Source organism: Pseudomonas sp. B34(2017), assembly GCF_002112915.1.
Taxonomy (GTDB): Bacteria; Pseudomonadota; Gammaproteobacteria; order Pseudomonadales; family Pseudomonadaceae; genus Aquipseudomonas; species Aquipseudomonas pharyngis.
Genome location: NZ_NEJA01000001.1, coordinates 411289 through 427632, shown reverse-complemented (window position 1 = coordinate 427632; position 16344 = coordinate 411289). Strand labels below are relative to the sequence as shown.

The window sequence follows — 16344 nt, the reverse complement described above, 5'->3', positions numbered from 1 at the left end:
GTTTCGATGGACGCCGCCCTCACGGCCTTTCTACACTGCCGCCATCTGGGAATCGGGGGGGCAATGGATGAACCGCAATGAACTTCGCAAGGCCGACATCAACCTGATGGTGGTGTTCGAGACCTTGATGCTCGAACGCAACGTGACCCGGGCCGCCGAGAAACTGTTTCTCGGCCAGCCGACGATCAGCTCGGCACTCAACCGTCTGCGCACCCTGCTTAACGATCCGTTGTTCATTCGCGTCGGCCATCGCATGGAGCCGACTGCCCGCGCCGAAGACATTTATCGCCATCTCAAGCCCGCGCTCGATTCGCTGTCGGTGGCGCTGAGCCTGACTCGTGATTTCGACCCCGCCGTCAGCACCATGACGTTTCGCATCGGCCTGTCGGACGACGTCGAATTCGGCCTGCTGCCGCCGCTTTTGCGCGCCTTGCGTCAGGAGGCGCCGAGCGTGGTTTTCGTCGTACAGCATGTCGATTACTGGCGGATTCCCGACTTGCTGGCGGCGGGCGATATCACCGTCGGCATCAGCCAGACCCGCGGCCTTCCGGCCAATGCCAAGCGCAAATTGTTGCGACACATTCAGCCGAGCATCCTGCGTGCCGACAAGTCCGACACGCCGCTGACCCTCGATGAATATTGCGCACGACCGCACGTGCTGGTTTCCCACACCGCGAATGTCAGCGGCTACGCCGATGAGTGGCTGGCGGACATCGGCCGCACCCGTCAGGTGGTGCTGTCGGTGCCGCAGTACAGTTCGTTGCCGGCGTTGCTGGCCGGTACCGATCTGATCGCCAGCCTGCCGGACTACACCGCCGATGCCATGGCCGCATCCGGGCTGCTGTTCAAGGAGCCGTTCCCGTTCAAGACCCCGACCCTTGACCTGTCGATGGTCTGGCTCAGCCACGTCGACAGCGACCCGGCCGAGCGCTGGTTGCGCTCGCGGCTGGAGCAGTTCATGAGTGAGCGTCCGGTGATGTCATCGCTGGAGTGAGTCAGACGATGCTGTGTTATATGTACGACCTTTCTGCCGAACCGCTGGAGCACCGAGATGCCACATCTGCACCTGGAATACACCGCCAACCTGCCGCAACTGAACGCCGACGTGGCGTTGATCCGGCTCAACAACACGCTGGTGGGTTCCGGTCAATTCGCGGCGGAGTTCGATATCAAGAGTCGTGCCACCAAGGTTGAAACCTTCAAGGTCGGCACCGCCATGAACGAGCGCGCCTTTGTGGCGGTAAGGCTGGCGCTGCTCAGCGGTCGTTCCTCGGAGATCAAGACGCAACTTTCGCAGAGCCTGCTGGCGGTGTTGCAGGAACTGTGCGAATGGCCGGTCGGGGTCGAGGTGCAGTTGAGCGTGGAACTGCTCGACATCGACCGTGGGTCCTACAACAAGACCGCCATTGGCGTGTAGGACTCAGGCGGCTTCCAGCTCCGCGCAGGTCTTGATGATCTGCTCGCGCAGCCAGAGGTTGGCGCTGTCCTGATCGACGTTGTGGCTCCACTGCATGTCGAGGGTGAACCCCGGCAGACCATTCGGCGCCTCGCAATGGTTGAACACCGCGTCGTTGGTCAGCAAACGCTGGATACGCCGGGGCAGGGTGAGGATGAAATCGGTGCCGGTGATCATCTTCAACGCTGCGCTGTAACTGTTGGAGCGGGCGACGATCTGGCGTTTCTGCGCCTGGCGCGCCAGCCAGCCATCGACCATGTTGGTGGTCGACGTCCACGGTGTCGGGAACACATGCCGGCGTTCGGTGAAGGCTTGCAGGCTCAGGCGCGGTTCCAGCGGCGTGGCGCGTTTGTCGAAGACGCAGACCAGGTCATCTTCCAGCAGCATGCGTGATTTCAGGTCGGCGTGACTGCGATGGAAGTTCGGACCGAAACAGATCACCAGATCGAGACTGCCGTCGCGCAATTCTTCGACCGGCACGTCGGTCTCGAACTTGTGCATGTTGACCATCACCGGCAAATCATCGAAGTCGAAGCGTTTCAACATTCGCGGCAGGATCAGTTGCTCGAAGTATTCCGGTGCGCAGATGTTGAAGGTCACCGGTTGCGCCATCGGGTCGAAGGTCGGGGCGCCGGCGTGGCACAGGTTGATGCTTTCGAGGATTTTCTGCACATGGCCGTACATGCTGCTGGCCTTGTAGGTCGGACGCATGCCTGTGCGGGTGTTGACGAACAATTCGTCTTCGAAGCTGGTGCGCAGTTTTTTCAGGCAGTAACTGACGGTGGACTGACTGACAAACAGCGCCTCCGAGACATCGGTGACGCTGCTTTGCTCATACACGGCGACAAACACCATGAGATCCTGCATGTCGAGCTTTCTAAGCAAGTTACTGTTCAGCATCCGTTCTGTCTCGCTGTGCTCCTTGCGCCGAATCCGCGCAAACGTGTGCGCTTGATCGTAACGGAACGATGGTGCCAGGAGAAAGCCCTGTAGGACGTTTCACGGTCAGTTGTGGGACAGAAAGTTTTAGTAACACGACGTGCCCAATCAAACCCGGCAAAGATGGCCAGAAGCCTTTATCCAGACGGGTCGGTCAGATTAGCCATGTGCCGTGCGTAATGCCGTGGATTGAAACGCAGCACCATCAGCAGCATGAGCGCCATCACTGCTGTCAGTGACCACCACGCCCACTCGAAGCTGCCCAGTCGATCGCGAACCACGCCGGCCATCAGCGGCGACAGTGCGGCAATCAGGTAACCGATGCCTTGTACAAATGCGGTCAGCCCGCCGGCACGTTGCGGTTCGTCGAGGTGATCTAGGGACACGATCAGGCTCATCGGGAACAGTCCGCCGATGCCTAACCCGAGCAGGCAGGGCCACAGCAGACTCAGGTGCAGCGGGCTGAGGATCAGACCCAGGAATCCGGCGATGATCAGGCCGAGCAGGGCGCCAAGCACCAGGCGTCGGTCACGGCTGCGATTGGCGATGGCGGGCACCACCAGCCCGGAAATCACCTCCATGGCCGTCAGAAAACCCAGCATCAGGCCGGCGTTTTGTTCGCTCCAGCCTTTTTCCACGTAGTACGGCGCCAACCAGGCGAGCACGCAGGTGTAGGACGCGGTGCCCAGACCGAAGAAGATCGCGAGCAACCAGGCGCGGGAATTCGTGAAGAAAAATTCTTTTCTGACGACGGTCCGGATGGTGTCCGGTGACGTGGCGCGGGTTGTCCACCACACAGGAATGGCGAGCAGTGCCAAAACCGCCCAGACCGCCAGACCTGCCCGCCAATTGCCGGTCTCCACCATCACCCACGGTGCGAACGATGCGGCCAGCGCCGCGCCGCCCATGATCGAAGTGACGTAAAGCCCCATGCACAGCGCCACGTTGTCGGGAAACCGCGATTTGATCAGCGCTGGCATCAAGGCCTGGATCAGTGCAATGCCGATCCCGGCCAGCACGGCGCTGGCGATCAATCCCCCCGCCGAGTCGAGGAACAACCGCGACAGCGTTGCCACGCCAATGATCAGCAACGACAGCAGCACCGTGCGCTGTTCACCGAGGCGCTGGCTGACCGCCATGCCGAAAAACATCGCCAGCCCCATCGCCATCACCGGCAGCAGGGTCAGTAACGCTGCAAGGCTGAAACTCAGCGGCACATCGCCGCGAATGGCCGAGAGCAAAGGCCCCACCGCCGCCATCGACGGACGCAGATTGAGGGCGACCAGGATGATGCCGGGCATCAGCCAGACAGCGGGGCGGGCAGTGGCGCGAACGTTTTCCATCTTCAGACCTTTGAACCGTAGGCGGTCGATTAGGCGGGCAGGCGAGCAGGGCGGCAAATCAGAAAGTCAGGAGCGCTATCGAGAAATTCGATACGGCGTTTTCGTTGCCCGCGACTGAACCACAGCTGAATCATTCTCAAATACTCTGCAAGTTTCATGGTTATTTCATGTGCCAACTAATCGTTGGCTTCTTTTTCACAAAAAATTGATGGTTGCCTGCATAAAGTTTGTGTGGTCTGAGTCAATGAAATTTTCACAATTGACGACGGCACTTATTCCAAGGAAATCGCCACTCGCCATGTTCAAGTTAAAAGCCGTGCGCCCGGAATGGGTGACGTTGTTTGCCAGCGCCTTTCTTTTGGCCGGATTCAATTTCGTTCTCTGGCAGCACCTGTTCGATATCACCGCTGCGGACGGCAAAGGCATTGCCATGCGCATTGCGTTCGGGGTGATGATCTTCGCGGCGTATAACATCGTGCTGACGTTGCTGGCGTTTCGACCCGTGTTGAAACCCGTGTTGACGTTGTTGTTTATGGTCAGTGCCGGCGTGGCTTATTTCATGAGCCAATACGGGGTCATGATCGATGCCGGCATGTTTCGTAACTTTGCTGAAACCAATGCCACTGAAGTGCGCGATCTGCTGTCTTTGAAGTTGCTGGCTTATATCGTGTTTCTGGGTGTCTTGCCGTCCTGGTTGTTGTGGAAAGTTCCAGTCAACTATCGTCGCTGGCATCGCGAGTTATTAAGCAAAGTTGTGGTTAGTGTCGCGTCGGTCGCGCTCATTGGCGGCGTTGCGCTGGCCAATTATCAAGGGCTGTCGTCGCTGTTTCGCAATCACCACGAAATTCGCTTGATGCTGGTGCCGAGCAACTACATCGGCGCCTCGGCCGGTTATCTGCGTGAGCAGGTGGCTTCGGCGCAGCAACCGTTCGTCACGATTGGCGAAGACGCCCAGCGCAATGCCGCCGTGCAAAATCATCCGCGCAAATCCCTGACGGTGCTGGTGGTGGGGGAAAGTGCCCGGGCGGAAAACTTCGGCATCCTCGGTTATAACCGCGACACCACGCCGAAACTGGACAAGGAAGCCGGCCTGATCGCCTTCACCGACGTGCATTCCTGCGGCACGGAAACCGCCGTGTCGGTGCCGTGCATGTTCTCCAACATGGGCCGCAAGGATTACGACGCCAGCAAGGCGAAGAATGAGGAAGGGCTGCTGGACGTGCTGAAACGGGCCGGGATCGACGTGATCTGGCGCGACAACCAGTCCGGCTGCAAAGGCACCTGCGATCGCGTCACCCTGCAGGACGTCAGCAACCTCAAGGATCCGGCGCTGTGCGCCAACAGCGAATGCCGCGACGAAATTCTCTTGCAAGGCCTGCAAAGCTTCATCGACCACCTGGACAAGGACACCGTGCTGGTCCTGCATCAGATGGGCAGCCACGGCCCTGAATATTTCAAGCGCTATCCGAAGGAATACGAGCACTTCACCCCGGTATGTGAAAGCAACGCGCTGAACAATTGCAGCCGCGAGAGCATCGTCAACGGCTACGACAATACGCTGGTGTACACCGACCATGTGCTGTCGAGCCTGATCGACGTACTGCGCAGCAATCAGGACAAGGTCGATACCGCCATGCTGTACCTGTCCGACCACGGCGAATCCCTGGGCGAGTACAACCTGTTCCTCCACGGCACGCCGTACATGCTGGCGCCGGAGCAACAGAAACACGTGGCGATGCTGGCGTGGTTCTCCGACAGCTATCAGAAGTCCTACTCGGTCGACACCCATTGCCTGCAAATGAGCCGTGACAAGCCGCTGAGCCAGGACAACCTGTTCCACTCGATGCTCGGGCTGCTGGAGGTGCAGAGCAAGGTCTACCAGCAGGATCTCGACATGTTTGCCGGTTGCCGGGGCGCGGTGATCGACGGGGTGTTGGCCAAGGACTGAGCCGGCAGACTCACTCTGTAAGACTATTCTTTCCCTCAGGCAGGAGATTTCATCAAGCTCTTGCCCTGTAGAGGCGCGGAAAGCGCCGGTGGCGATATATACTGCGCGCCATTCTTGAAGGGAGAGCCGTGTGGCCATCGATATTCACTGGATTCGCGACAACGATAGCCTCGCGCAGTTTTGCGCCGAGTGGCAGCAGCTGCCGTTCGTTGCCCTCGACACCGAATTCATGCGGGTCGACACCTTCTACCCGATTGCCGGGCTGTTGCAGGTCGGCGACGGCAAACGCGCCTACCTGATCGACCCGCTGACCATCAACGCCTGGCAACCCTTGGCCGCGTTGCTGGAAAACCCGGCGGTGCTCAAAGTCCTGCATGCCTGCAGCGAAGACCTCGAAGTCCTGCTGCGCCTGACCGGCAGCCTGCCGGCGCCGCTGTTCGACACCCAACTGGCCGCTGCCTACCTGAACCTCGGGTTCTCGATGGGCTATTCGCGTCTGGTGCAGGAAGTGCTCGGCATCGAACTGCCGAAGGGCGAAACCCGTTCCGACTGGCTGCAGCGTCCGTTGTCCGACACGCAAATCAGCTATGCCGCCGAAGACGCCGTGCATCTGGCGGAGGTTTTCGTGCAACTGCGTCCGAAACTGTCTGACGACAAATTCGCCTGGGTGCTGGAGGACGGCGCCGAACTGGTTGCCAACCTGCGCCGCGAGACCGATCCGTACGAGGTGTATCGCGAGGCCAAACTGGCGTGGAAACTGTCCCGCGCCCAACTGGCCGTGCTGCGCGAACTGTGTGCCTGGCGCGAGCGCGAAGCCCGTGCCCGCGATCTGCCGCGCAATCGTATCGTGCGTGAACACTCGCTGTGGCCACTGGCCCGGACCCAACCGGACAACCTCAGCGCGCTGGGCAAGATCGAAGACATGCACCCGCGTACCGTGCGTCAGGACGGCGAGTTTCTGCTTGATCTGATCAAGCGCTCTGGCAGTGTGGGGCCTGATCAATGGCCGCCAGCCGTGCCGGAGCCGCTGCCGATCGAAGCTGCCGCGCTGATCAAACAGCTGCGGGCGCTCGGTCAGGCCGAAGCTGAGCGTCTGGGCATCGCGCCGGAACTGATGCTGCGCAAGAAAACCCTCGAAGCGCTGGTCAAAAGCGGCTTCCCCGAGGGCCCTTACCAATTGCCTGATTCGCTGCGTGGCTGGCGCCGCGAATTGATGGGCCAGAAGCTGCTCGACAGCCTGGCCACCGCCGGAGAACAGCCTTGAAACGTATTTGTTCCATTTATCAAAGTTCGAAGAAAAGCGGCATGTACCTGTACGTGCTCAAGAGCGATGCGCTGGAGCGCGTGCCGGAAGGCCTGATGGCGGCGTTCGGCAAGGCCAGGCATTCCTTCGATCTGGTGCTGACCCCCGAGCGCAAGCTGGCCAGCGAAGACATCGCCGTGGTCCTGGAAAACCTCGAAAAGCAGGGCTATCACCTGCAGATGCCACCGGCCGAGGAAGAGTACATCGAACACTTGCCCGAAGAGTTGCTGCGACGCAACGACCCGGTCTGATCCGCGAGGCCCTGTCCTGGGCCTCTGGTAACCCCTGGAACGGTTTTTACGGCGACGGCTGCCACGAAGTGGACGGCCGCCTGCACGGTTTGCGAAAGGTTTGAAGATGCGCGTTCTGATTGCTGAACACGACCACGCGATATACGCCCGACTGCTGCGTCAGGCGGCCCCGGAGCTTGAAGTGCTGACCAGTGGCGACTCCGCCGAACTGGCCCGCCAGGCTGCTGATTGCCCGGTGTGGCTGGGCCAGCCGGATCTGTTGGCGACCCTGTTGCGTCAGGGCCACCAGCCACAATGGCTGCAATCGACCTGGGCCGGCATCACGCCGCTGCTGGCCGACGGCTTGCGCCGGGATTACCGCCTGACCCGGGCGGTCGGCATTTTCGGTCAGGTGATGGCCGAGTACGTGCTGACCTACATGCTCGGCCACGAGCGCGAAGTGCTGGCGCGGCTGGTCAGCCAGGTCGAGCGCAAGTGGGACAACCGCACCGGCCAGAGTCTGGTCGGACGCAAGGTGCTGATCGTCGGCACCGGTGACATCGGCCAGAGTGTGGCGCAGTTCCTGCTGCCGTTCGGCGTCGAGTTGTACGGCATCGCCAGCAGCGCCCGCGAGCAGGCGCCGTTTGTCGAAGTCGGTTCGATGGCGGACTTGCCGCGTCTGGTCGGCGAGGTGGATTACGTGGTCAATCTGCTGCCCAACACCGAGCACACCCACGATATCTACGACGCTGCGCTGTTCAAGCAATTCAAGCCGACCGGTTTGTTCATCAACGCCGGACGCGGTGTGGCGGTAGTCGATGCAGATCTGGTCGAAGCATTGAAGGAAGGCCATCTGGCCGGCGCGGTAATCGACGTTTGCCGTCAGGAACCGCTGCCGCAGCGGCATCCATTCTGGACCGCCTGGGGCTTGTTGTTGACCGGGCACAGCTCGGCGCCGACTTCGCCGCCGATGATGGTGCAGTTGTTTCTGGATAACTTGCGGGCGTATCAGGCGGGAGAGGCGTTGCGCGGGGAAGTGGATTTCGCACGCGGTTACTGACTAGAGATCGTTCCCACGTCGAGGCGTCGAACCGTCCGCGTGGGAATGCAGCCCGTGACGCTCCGCGTCACTGGACGCGGAGCGTCCCTTGAGGCATTCCCACGCAGAGCGTGGGAACGATCAAACGGGGCTTAGAGGGTGAAATCGCCTTCAGCCGCCAGTTCGCTCAGCGGACGACGCGGGCTCGGGACTTCCCGTGCTTGCAGGTATTCGGCCAGGGTTGCCTTGTCACCCAGCTTGCCCACCGCCACGGCGGCATGCAGCGCGTAACCTTGCGGAATGTTCAGCTCCTTGCGGGTCAGCTCCTGATCGAAACCGGCCATGCCGTGGGTGTGCCAGCCGCTCAGGCTCGCTTGCAGCGCCAGATGGCCCCACGCGGAACCAGTGTCGAAGGTGTGCCACAGCGCTGGCGTTTCTTCGGTGGCGCCCGGTGCGGTGAAGGTGGTTTTCGAAATCACGATCACCAGCGCCGAAGCGTGCTGTGCCCAGCTGCGGTTGAATTCATTGAGCAGGCCCAGGTAACGCTCCCAGTTCGGCGTGTCGCGACGGGCGTAGAGAAAACGCCACGGCTGCGAGTTGTACGCCGATGGCGCCCAGCGTGCGGCTTCGAAGAAGCTCAGCAGGGTTTCTTCCGGGATCGCTTCGCCGGTGAAGGCGCGGGGCGACCAGCGATCGGTGAACTGCGGGTGAATGGCGTATTCGGCAACGCGAGGGTTGGCACTCATCGAAAGATTCCTTGCTACGTTTGAGGACAGGTTGGAAGTGAAACCCGGCGGGATCAGTTGGGCTGAACGATGGGGTTGTGGCGCAAGCCTGCAGTTCACCGGATGCGACGCGGTCGAGTGTTAATGGCATCCGGCAAAGGCCTGGTGTGACCGGCAAAGCTACTTGGCCGTGCAAAAACTGACAAGCCCCGCACAACCGGCAGTCGCCAGCGCTTGGCCCACGGGGCCTTGGGCACTAGACTGGCGGCCTTTTCACCACCTGATGTTGATGCTTGAGCCATGGCCGCCAAAGTCGAACCGTTCTGGATACGCAAAACCCTCGATCAACTCGATCACGAGGAGTGGGAATCGCTGTGCGACGGTTGCGGCCTGTGCTGCCTGCAAAAGCTCGAGGATGAAGAAGACAACAGCGTCTATTACACGCGCATCGCCTGCAAACTGCTGGACCTGAAAACCTGCCAGTGCAGCGATTACCCGAACCGCATGAAGTTTGTCCCGGACTGCATCCAGCTCACCCCGGGCCAGGCCGAAGAATTCAAATGGCTGCCGCCGACCTGCGGTTATCGGTTGGTCAGCGAAGGCAAGGATCTGCCGCTGTGGCATCACTTGGTCTGCGGTGATCGCGATGCGGTGCACCACGAACGGATTTCCCAGTCCGGGCGCATGCTGGCCGAAGGCAGCGTGCCGGAAGACGACTGGGAAGATCACCTGATTTTTCGCGCAGGCTGACGATTGACCAAGGAGCAGGTATGGCGACGGGATTGCGCCGGGCGCTGATCGTCACGCTGCTGGCGCTGAGTGCGCCGGTGTGGGCGGCGAAGAAAGTCGATCTGGATTATCAGGTACGCCTGCTGCTGCAGAGCGATCAGGCCGAAGTGCGCCTGACCCTCGCCAAAGGCGAAGCGGTGCGCAGTCTGGATTTCGACCTGGGCGATGGCAGCCACTACAGCGACTTCAAGGCTGACGGCCTATGGCAACTGACGCCGGGCAAACCGGCGCGCGGGGTCTGGCGCCCGACGGCGGACAAGGCCAGTCTGACCTACCGCGTGCGCATCAGCCACGGCCGCAAGAACGGCAGCTTCGACACGCGCATGACCCCGACCTGGGCGTTGATGCGTGGCGATGAACTGGTGCCGCCGGCCAAGCTTGATCAGCAGGATGGCATCGAGCTGGTCGCGCGCCTGCACTTCGAATTGCCCGACGGCTGGAAAAGCGTCGAAACCGCCTGGCCGCGCATCGGCAAGAACCAATTCCGCATCGACAATCCGTCACGCCTGTTCGACCGCCCGACCGGCTGGATGCTCGCCGGCCACCTCGGCAGCCGCCGCACGCGGTTGGGGGAAACCGAAGTCACCGTGGCCTCGCCCCAAGGGCAGGGCATGCGACGGATGGACGTGCTGACGCTGCTGACGTTTGTCTGGCCGCAGGTGCAGGCGGTGTTTCCGCGCCACCCGAGCAAACTGCTGATCGTCGGCGCCAATGACCCGATGTGGCGTGGCAGCCTGGCGGCGCGGGAGTCGATCTACCTCAACACGCGCTTGCCGCTGGTCAGCGAAAGCGGCAGCAGTGCTTTGGTGCGCGAACTGGCACAGGTGTTCGGGCGGATCAACGACGAACAGCGCAGCGACTGGATCAGCGAAGGGTTTGCCGAGTATTACGCCATCGAACTGGTGCGCCGTGCCGGCGGCATGAGTGACGAGCGTTATCAGAGCTTGCAGGCGAAACTCGCGAAGGACAGTCAGAAAGTCACGACCCTGCGCGGCGAGCAGATCAGCCCCGCGCAGCTGTCGAAAGCGGTGCTGTTGTTGCAGGAACTGGACGGCGAGATTCGCCTGAAGACCCGCAACAAGCGCTCGCTGGACGACATGCTGCGCGGGGCGATGCATCTGGGGACGGTGAACACCAAAGAGTTCGTGCAACTCGCCGAAAGCATTCTCGGCGAGTCGTCCAAAGTCCTTGATAGCGGGTTGCTTCGGTAGTGGTCAAACCCCGGCTTTCGGCGATTTCACCGAGTCATTGCCGGTCACGGTGGCGGTGTTGGTCGCCGCCTCGGCATTGGCCTTGAGCTTGCTCAGCTCTTCACCGGCCCGCTCGATCTTCGCCCGCACGTTGTTCATGTCCTGACGGCTTTTCTCCAGCAGGCTTTTCACCGAACTGTGGCCGGTGATGCCGCGGGCCATGGCCACGCCGCCAATCGCCACCTGAATCAGCCCGAATACGCCGCCACGGCGCAGGCCCTTGCCGACCATGATCACGCCGCCGGCCAGCGAGCCGATGCGCTCCCAGCCTTCGACGTTCTGCTCAGGACGGCTCTGAAACGGGGTGGATTCGATACGTTCGACGCGTTTGAGCTCGGTCATGATCTTTCTCCAGGCAATGAGTAATCGATAAACAAGCTGACTGCGCAGGCGGTCAGCTCGTTCCATCGGATGTGCGGCGTTTCAGCGGAATTTCGGTCCGGAGCGGGTGTTCAGGCCTTTGGCCATGCGGTCGTAGAGCACAACGTTGACCGTGGCGGCGAGGTTCATGCAACCGGTGGTCGGGATGTACACGACGTCTTCGCACCAGTCGCGGATCTCCTGATCCAGCGAGCCGTCTTCGGGGCCGAAGATGTACAGGGCGCGATCCGGATGAGTGTATTCCGGCAGCGGGCGGGCGCCGTCAACCAGTTCCACGGCAACCGGGACGCAATTGAGCGGCAGGATCTTTTTCAGGTCGTCGATGCCGATCAGCGGGATGTCGTAGTGCACGCGCTTGGTATCAGTGACGAAATCGGCGGCGCGCTCATAGCGCTTGCCGGTGTAGAACACGGTCGACACGCCGTAGCAGCCTGCGGCGCGCATCACCGAACCGACGTTTTCCGGTGATTTGGGGTTATACAAACCAATGCAGCTGTACCGTTTGTCTGCCACGAGCGGGGTGCCTTCGGGAAAAAGAGGGCGATTATACGGGGATTGGGGGAGGGCGGGCAGATTCAGGACAGATCGTTCCCACGCTGTTGATCGTTCCCACGCTCCGCGTGGGAATGCAGCCCGGGACGCTCCGCGTCCCAAAGCGGACGCAGAGCGTCCATTGAGGCATTCCCACGCAGAGCGTGGGAACGATCACATCAGAGTTGGGGAACTCAGTCTTCTTTTTTCATGAGACCGGCCAGTGCCGCAAACGGATTGTGCGTGGCCTTGGCGATTTTCGGCGTGCTCAGCGAGCCTTCGCCGAAATACTGCTGATCGGTGTAGCGCGAGTGTTCGTTGTCGTGGCAGTACAGGCACAGCAGTTCCCAGTTGGAACCGTCCTGCGGGTTGTTGTCGTGGTTGTGGTCGCGGTGGTGCACGGTCAGTTCGCTCAGGCGCTTGCCGGAAAACTCACGGGCGCAGCGGCCGCACACATGCGGGTACATCTTCAGGGCCTTGTCGCGGTAGCCCATTTCCTTGTCGCGCTGGTTGTCGGCGAGGATGCGATCCAGCTTCGAGGTGTTGGTCGGGGTGGACGAACTCATGGGTTCACCTTTGCAGAAGACTAATGACGGTTATGACGCAAGTTTAGCTCAGCCCTTGAGCTTCTCGGCAATCCAGATCGTGTGGCGCGTGCCCTTGTTGCCGTGGGCGAAGACCTGGACTTCCTCGGCCTTGAAACCGGCCTTCTTCAATTTGTCGGAAAACTGCCGGTCGGCGCTGGCCGACCACACCGCCAGCACGCCTTTGGGCCGCATCGCTTTGGCGCAGGCGGCCAGGCCTGCGGCGGAATACAGCCAGCTGTTGGCCTTCTGGGTCAGGCCTTCGGGGCCGTTGTCGACGTCGAGCATGATTGCGTCGAAACCGTTCGGCTCACTTTGCAGCACCTTGGCCACGTCTTCCTGACGGATCACCGTGCGCGGATCGAGCAGCGGGCGCCCGGACTTTTCACCGAGCGGGCCACGGTTCCACTCGACCACGCCGGGCACCAGTTCGGCGACCACCACTTCGGCACCTTTGCCCAGGTGCTTGAGCGCGGAGGCAAGGGTGAAGCCCATGCCCAGACCGCCGATCAGCACCCGCGAGTTCGGCCGGCCGGCGACCTTGCGGCACGGGATCTCGGCCAGCGCATCTTCGGAGCCGTGCATGCGGGTGTTCATCAATTGGCCGCCGTCGCCACCCTGGATCTTGATGACGAAGTCCTCGCCATACTCGAACAGGCACAGGGCGCCGCCGTTGTCAGGGATCGGCGTGGTGTCGAGCAGAACGAAACGTTTCATGGAAATCTCTACAGGGGGGAAGGCAAGCCGGCGCGTTGGGAGTAGCCTGAAGGCAGACTTCAGGCCAACGGAGACCTTGATGAAGCGCACCATTCTAACGGTCATTACCCTGGCCGCGCTCTCGATAACTGCCGTACAGGCGCAACAGACGATTCCCGTCAGCCCGACACCGCAACCGGGCTCGCCCGGTACTGCGACGCCAACCCCGTATCCGCAGATCAGCCCGGTGCCGATTCCCAAAGCCGGCCCCGGCAGTGGCGGCCCGCCGCTGGTGCCGATCGAAATGCCCAGCCCGCCGACCAAGGATCAGCCATTGCCGGGCCTGGAACAGAACGACAGCAAGCCCAAATCCCCGGGGGGCTAGATCTGCTGGGCGGCGAGCTGGCCGTCGGCCATGCGCAGGCGTTTGGAGAGGGAGACGGCAAGGGCGCGGATGATCTTGGCGGCGATCTTCGGCGCGTCGTTGAGCATTTTTTCCAGCGAGTCCTTGCCGAGGTTGAGCAACTGGCAGTTGCTCGCCGCCACACAAGTCGCCGAACGGCGTTCGCCGTCGAGCACGGCCATTTCACCGAATGCCCGACCGCTGCGCAGGGTAGCCATGGTAACGACCTGACCGTCGCCGCCGGTTTTCTGCACGGCCACCTGGCCGGTGTGGATGATGCACATGAAACTGCCGGCATCGCCTTCGCGAAAGATCGCTTCGCCTTCAGCCACGGTGCTGATGCTGAAGTAACCCGAGGCGGCGGCGAAATCCGCCAGTTGCAATTGATCGAACAGGCCGCAGTCCATCAGCCAGTCGCGGATTTCGTTGTTCAGTAGAGTGGGTTCTGACATGTCGTGCGGTCTTTTTTTGTTTTCACTGTTTCAAGGCGTTGCACAGAACTCCTGTGGGAGCGAGCCTGCTCGCGATGGCGGAGTGTCAGCCAACATCAACATGACTGACAGATTGCTATCGTCGGATCGCCGCCCGGAGCAGGCTCGCTCCCACAGGGGATTGATGTGCTATCGGCCTATCGGGTCTGGAATTAAGACCCAAGTGACCGGCGGAGTTCCTCAGGCAATGCCCAGAACCTTGAAAACAAATGCATATTCGAGCGCTACGTCACGTAATCCCTTATAACGCCCGCTCATGCCGCCGTGGCCGGCGCCCAGTTCGGTCTTGAGCAGCAATGGATTGTCATCGGTCTTGGTCGCGCGCAATTTCGCAACCCACTTGGCTGCTTCCCAATATTGCACGCGGCTGTCGTTGTAGCCGGCGATCACCAGTGTTGCGGGATACGCCTGTGCAGTGACGTTTTCGTACGGCGCATAGGCCTTGATCCGCTCGTAGACCTCCGGCTCTTCGGGATTGCCCCACTCGTCGTATTCAGTGACGGTCAGCGGCAGATCCGGGTCGAGCATGGTGTTAAGCACGTCGACGAACGGCACTTCGGCAATCGCCACACCGAACAGATCCGGACGCTGGTTGAGCACAGCACCGATCAGCAGGCCACCGGCGCTGCCACCGCTGATCGCCAGTTGTGGCGCGGTGGTGATGCCGTTGAGGATCAGGAATTCGGCGCAGGCGATGAAGTCGCTGAAGGTGTTGTGCTTGTGCTCCTGCTTGCCAGCGCGGTACCACGCTTCGCCCAGCTCACCGCCGCCGCGCACGTGGGCGATGGCGAACGCCATGCCGCGATCCAGCAGACTCAGGCGGGCGTGGGAGAACCACGGGTCGAGGCTTGAACCGTAGGCGCCGTAACCGTACAGGTACAACGGCACGGGTTTGCCAACCATTTCCCGTTTCATCACCAGGCTGATCGGCACCTGGGTGCCGTCCGGCGCGGTCGCCCACAGGCGCTGGCTGACGTAGGCGTCGGCGTCGAACGGGCCGAGCACCGGGGTTTCCTTGAGGACAGTCTGCTCGCCGGTGGCGAGGATCAGTTGCCGAACCTGAGCCGGACGATTCAACGCCTCGTAGCGCAGGCGGATGCGGTCGCTTTCGAATTCCAGGCTGTTTTGCACGTAGAGGCTGTAGGCCGCGTCCGGCAATTGCACGCGATAAGGCGCCAGACCGTGTGGGCGAACTTCGATGATCGGCAGCCCACCTTCGCGCAGGCTCAGGGTCAGGGCTTCGGCGTTGAGGGTCACGCCATCGAGCATCACCGAATCGCTGTGCGGGATCAGGTTCTGCCAGTCGGCTTCGCTCGGTGCGATGCCGGTGTCCGGCGCCTGATACAGGGCGAAGTTGATGCCGTCGCGGTTGGTGCGGATGAACCAGGTCCACTCACCATCGAGCTTGCCGTGGTCGACGTCGTATTCGTGATCCTCGACCCGTGGCGCCAGGCAGGTGAACGGCTGCTGCGGCTGATGGGCGTCCAGCGCCCAGACTTCGCTGGTGGTCTTGCTGCTCAGCGACAACAGCAATTGCTGCTCGGAGCTGGCGCGGTAGCAGTGCAGGAAGAAACGCCCGTCCGGTTCGTGGAACACCTCTTCGGCGGCCGTGCCGTCGAGGCGATAGCGGAACAGCTTGTGCGGGCGATGGGTGTCGTCGAGCACACCGAAGAACAGCGTCAGGCTGTCATTGGCCCAGGTCATGCTGCCGTCGCAGTCCTGGAATTCCAGTTCGCTGACGCGCTCGCTGGACAATTCCTTCACGAACAGCGTGTAAATCTCATCGCCCGAGGCGTCGACGCTGTAGGCCAGACGCTGGTGATCCGGGCTGATGCTGAAGGCGCCGAGGGAGAAAAAGCCGCCGTTGGCCAGTGCGTTCGGATCGAGCAGCAGTTGTTCGCGGCTTTCGTCGAGGGTCAGGCTGTCATCGGCCGGGCGCGGGCAGCGGTAGTGGCGGGCATATTCGTCACCCGCTGTGGTGCGGGTGTAATACAGGTACGGGCCCCATGGCGACGGCAGAGACAGGTCGGTTTCGAGGATCCGGCCCTTGATCTCTTCGAACAGGGTTTCGCGCAGCTCAGCCTGATCGGCGGTCTGTGCCTGCTGATAGTCGTTTTCAGCCTTGAGGTAGTCGAGCACCGCGTCGGTGTCGCGTTCCTGCAGCCAGGCGTACGGGTCGTGACCGGCGGCCTTGTGGGCAATCGGGGCGCTGATGACGTTGGCGGATACGGGCATG

The 16344-nt window shown here is 61.5% G+C and carries 18 protein-coding genes; 9 read left to right on the top strand and 9 right to left on the bottom strand.

The features are described from left to right. Positions 1-67: 67 nt before the first annotated feature. Both CAF80_RS02025 and CAF80_RS02020 read left to right on the top strand, forming a co-directional pair. The gene (locus tag CAF80_RS02025; RefSeq protein ID WP_039772651.1) at positions 68-994 is read left to right on the top strand and encodes a LysR substrate-binding domain-containing protein; all 927 of its coding nucleotides are present in this window, start codon (positions 68-70) and stop codon (positions 992-994) included. A gap of 57 nt (positions 995-1051) precedes the next feature. Beyond that, complete coding sequence (locus CAF80_RS02020; protein WP_039772649.1) at positions 1052-1417, top strand: 5-carboxymethyl-2-hydroxymuconate Delta-isomerase; 366 nt, start codon at positions 1052-1054, stop codon at positions 1415-1417. Positions 1418-1420: 3 nt separating this feature from the next. Here CAF80_RS02020 and CAF80_RS02015 read toward each other — a convergent pair whose 3' ends face one another. Together CAF80_RS02015 and CAF80_RS02010 are read right to left on the bottom strand one after the other, a co-directional pair. Continuing rightward, a complete protein-coding gene (locus CAF80_RS02015) occupies positions 1421-2356 on the bottom strand; it encodes a LysR family transcriptional regulator (protein ID WP_085666768.1) in 936 nt (311 codons plus the stop codon). A gap of 176 nt (positions 2357-2532) precedes the next feature. Further along, positions 2533-3738 (bottom strand): cyanate transporter, encoded by a 1206-nt coding sequence (locus CAF80_RS02010; RefSeq protein WP_074691100.1) that lies wholly within the window; start codon positions 3736-3738, stop codon positions 2533-2535. 298 nt (positions 3739-4036) lie between these two features. On the opposite strand from CAF80_RS02010, the gene CAF80_RS02005 reads away from it, so the two are divergent. The 4 genes from CAF80_RS02005 (at position 4037) to CAF80_RS01990 (ending at position 8279) form a co-directional block, all read left to right on the top strand. Then, positions 4037-5686, top strand: a complete 1650-nt coding sequence (locus CAF80_RS02005) for a phosphoethanolamine transferase (protein WP_074691101.1) — start codon at positions 4037-4039, stop codon at positions 5684-5686. 130 nt (positions 5687-5816) lie between these two features. Beyond that, positions 5817-6950 carry a ribonuclease D gene (gene rnd / locus CAF80_RS02000; protein ID WP_007958043.1) on the top strand — a complete coding sequence of 378 codons (1134 nt, stop codon included), beginning with the start codon at positions 5817-5819 and terminating at the stop codon, positions 6948-6950. Continuing rightward, positions 6947-7240, top strand: coding sequence for a YcgL domain-containing protein (locus tag CAF80_RS01995; protein WP_039772642.1), 294 nt, complete (start codon positions 6947-6949; stop codon positions 7238-7240). Before rnd ends, CAF80_RS01995 begins: the two co-directional genes overlap by 4 nt. 106 nt (positions 7241-7346) lie before the next feature. Beyond that, a complete protein-coding gene (locus CAF80_RS01990) occupies positions 7347-8279 on the top strand; it encodes a D-2-hydroxyacid dehydrogenase (RefSeq protein ID WP_039772640.1) in 933 nt (310 codons plus the stop codon). A gap of 131 nt (positions 8280-8410) precedes the next feature. On the opposite strand, the gene CAF80_RS01985 is transcribed toward CAF80_RS01990, so the two are convergent. Next, positions 8411-9004 (bottom strand): nitroreductase family protein, encoded by a 594-nt coding sequence (locus tag CAF80_RS01985; protein ID WP_039772638.1) that lies wholly within the window; start codon positions 9002-9004, stop codon positions 8411-8413. 279 nt (positions 9005-9283) lie between these two features. Between CAF80_RS01985 and CAF80_RS01980 the strand changes: the two genes are divergently transcribed. Further along, positions 9284-9733 carry a YcgN family cysteine cluster protein gene (locus CAF80_RS01980; RefSeq protein WP_007958058.1) on the top strand — a complete coding sequence of 150 codons (450 nt, stop codon included), beginning with the start codon at positions 9284-9286 and terminating at the stop codon, positions 9731-9733. 20 nt (positions 9734-9753) lie between these two features. After that, on the top strand, positions 9754-10983 hold the full coding sequence (locus CAF80_RS01975) for a hypothetical protein (protein WP_039772636.1): 1230 nt from the start codon (positions 9754-9756) through the stop codon (positions 10981-10983). A gap of 3 nt (positions 10984-10986) precedes the next feature. Here CAF80_RS01975 and CAF80_RS01970 read toward each other — a convergent pair whose 3' ends face one another. The 4 genes from CAF80_RS01970 to CAF80_RS01955 form a co-directional block, all read right to left on the bottom strand. Beyond that, complete coding sequence (locus CAF80_RS01970) at positions 10987-11364, bottom strand: DUF2892 domain-containing protein (RefSeq protein ID WP_039772634.1); 378 nt, start codon at positions 11362-11364, stop codon at positions 10987-10989. Between the two features lie 81 nt (positions 11365-11445). Further along, positions 11446-11916: an RNA methyltransferase gene (locus CAF80_RS01965; protein ID WP_007958066.1), complete on the bottom strand. Its 471-nt coding sequence runs from the start codon at positions 11914-11916 to the stop codon at positions 11446-11448. 212 nt (positions 11917-12128) lie between these two features. Beyond that, the gene (locus tag CAF80_RS01960) at positions 12129-12500 is read right to left on the bottom strand and encodes a YajD family HNH nuclease (RefSeq protein WP_007944009.1); all 372 of its coding nucleotides are present in this window, start codon (positions 12498-12500) and stop codon (positions 12129-12131) included. 48 nt (positions 12501-12548) lie between these two features. Continuing rightward, a complete protein-coding gene (locus CAF80_RS01955) occupies positions 12549-13235 on the bottom strand; it encodes a hypothetical protein (RefSeq protein WP_085666767.1) in 687 nt (228 codons plus the stop codon). A gap of 79 nt (positions 13236-13314) precedes the next feature. Here CAF80_RS01955 and CAF80_RS01950 point away from each other — a divergent pair, with 79 nt between their 5' ends. After that, positions 13315-13599: a hypothetical protein gene (locus tag CAF80_RS01950; protein ID WP_039772629.1), complete on the top strand. Its 285-nt coding sequence runs from the start codon at positions 13315-13317 to the stop codon at positions 13597-13599. On the opposite strand, the gene CAF80_RS01945 is transcribed toward CAF80_RS01950, so the two are convergent. Together CAF80_RS01945 and CAF80_RS01940 are read right to left on the bottom strand one after the other, a co-directional pair. After that, a complete protein-coding gene (locus tag CAF80_RS01945) occupies positions 13596-14069 on the bottom strand; it encodes a cyclic nucleotide-binding domain-containing protein (RefSeq protein WP_007956482.1) in 474 nt (157 codons plus the stop codon). The two genes, CAF80_RS01950 and CAF80_RS01945, sit on opposite strands and share 4 nt — an antisense overlap. Positions 14070-14288: 219 nt before the next feature. Continuing rightward, entirely contained in the window at positions 14289-16343 is a 2055-nt protein-coding gene (locus tag CAF80_RS01940; RefSeq protein WP_085666766.1) for a S9 family peptidase, read from the bottom strand. Between the last annotated feature and the right edge of the window lies 1 nt (position 16344).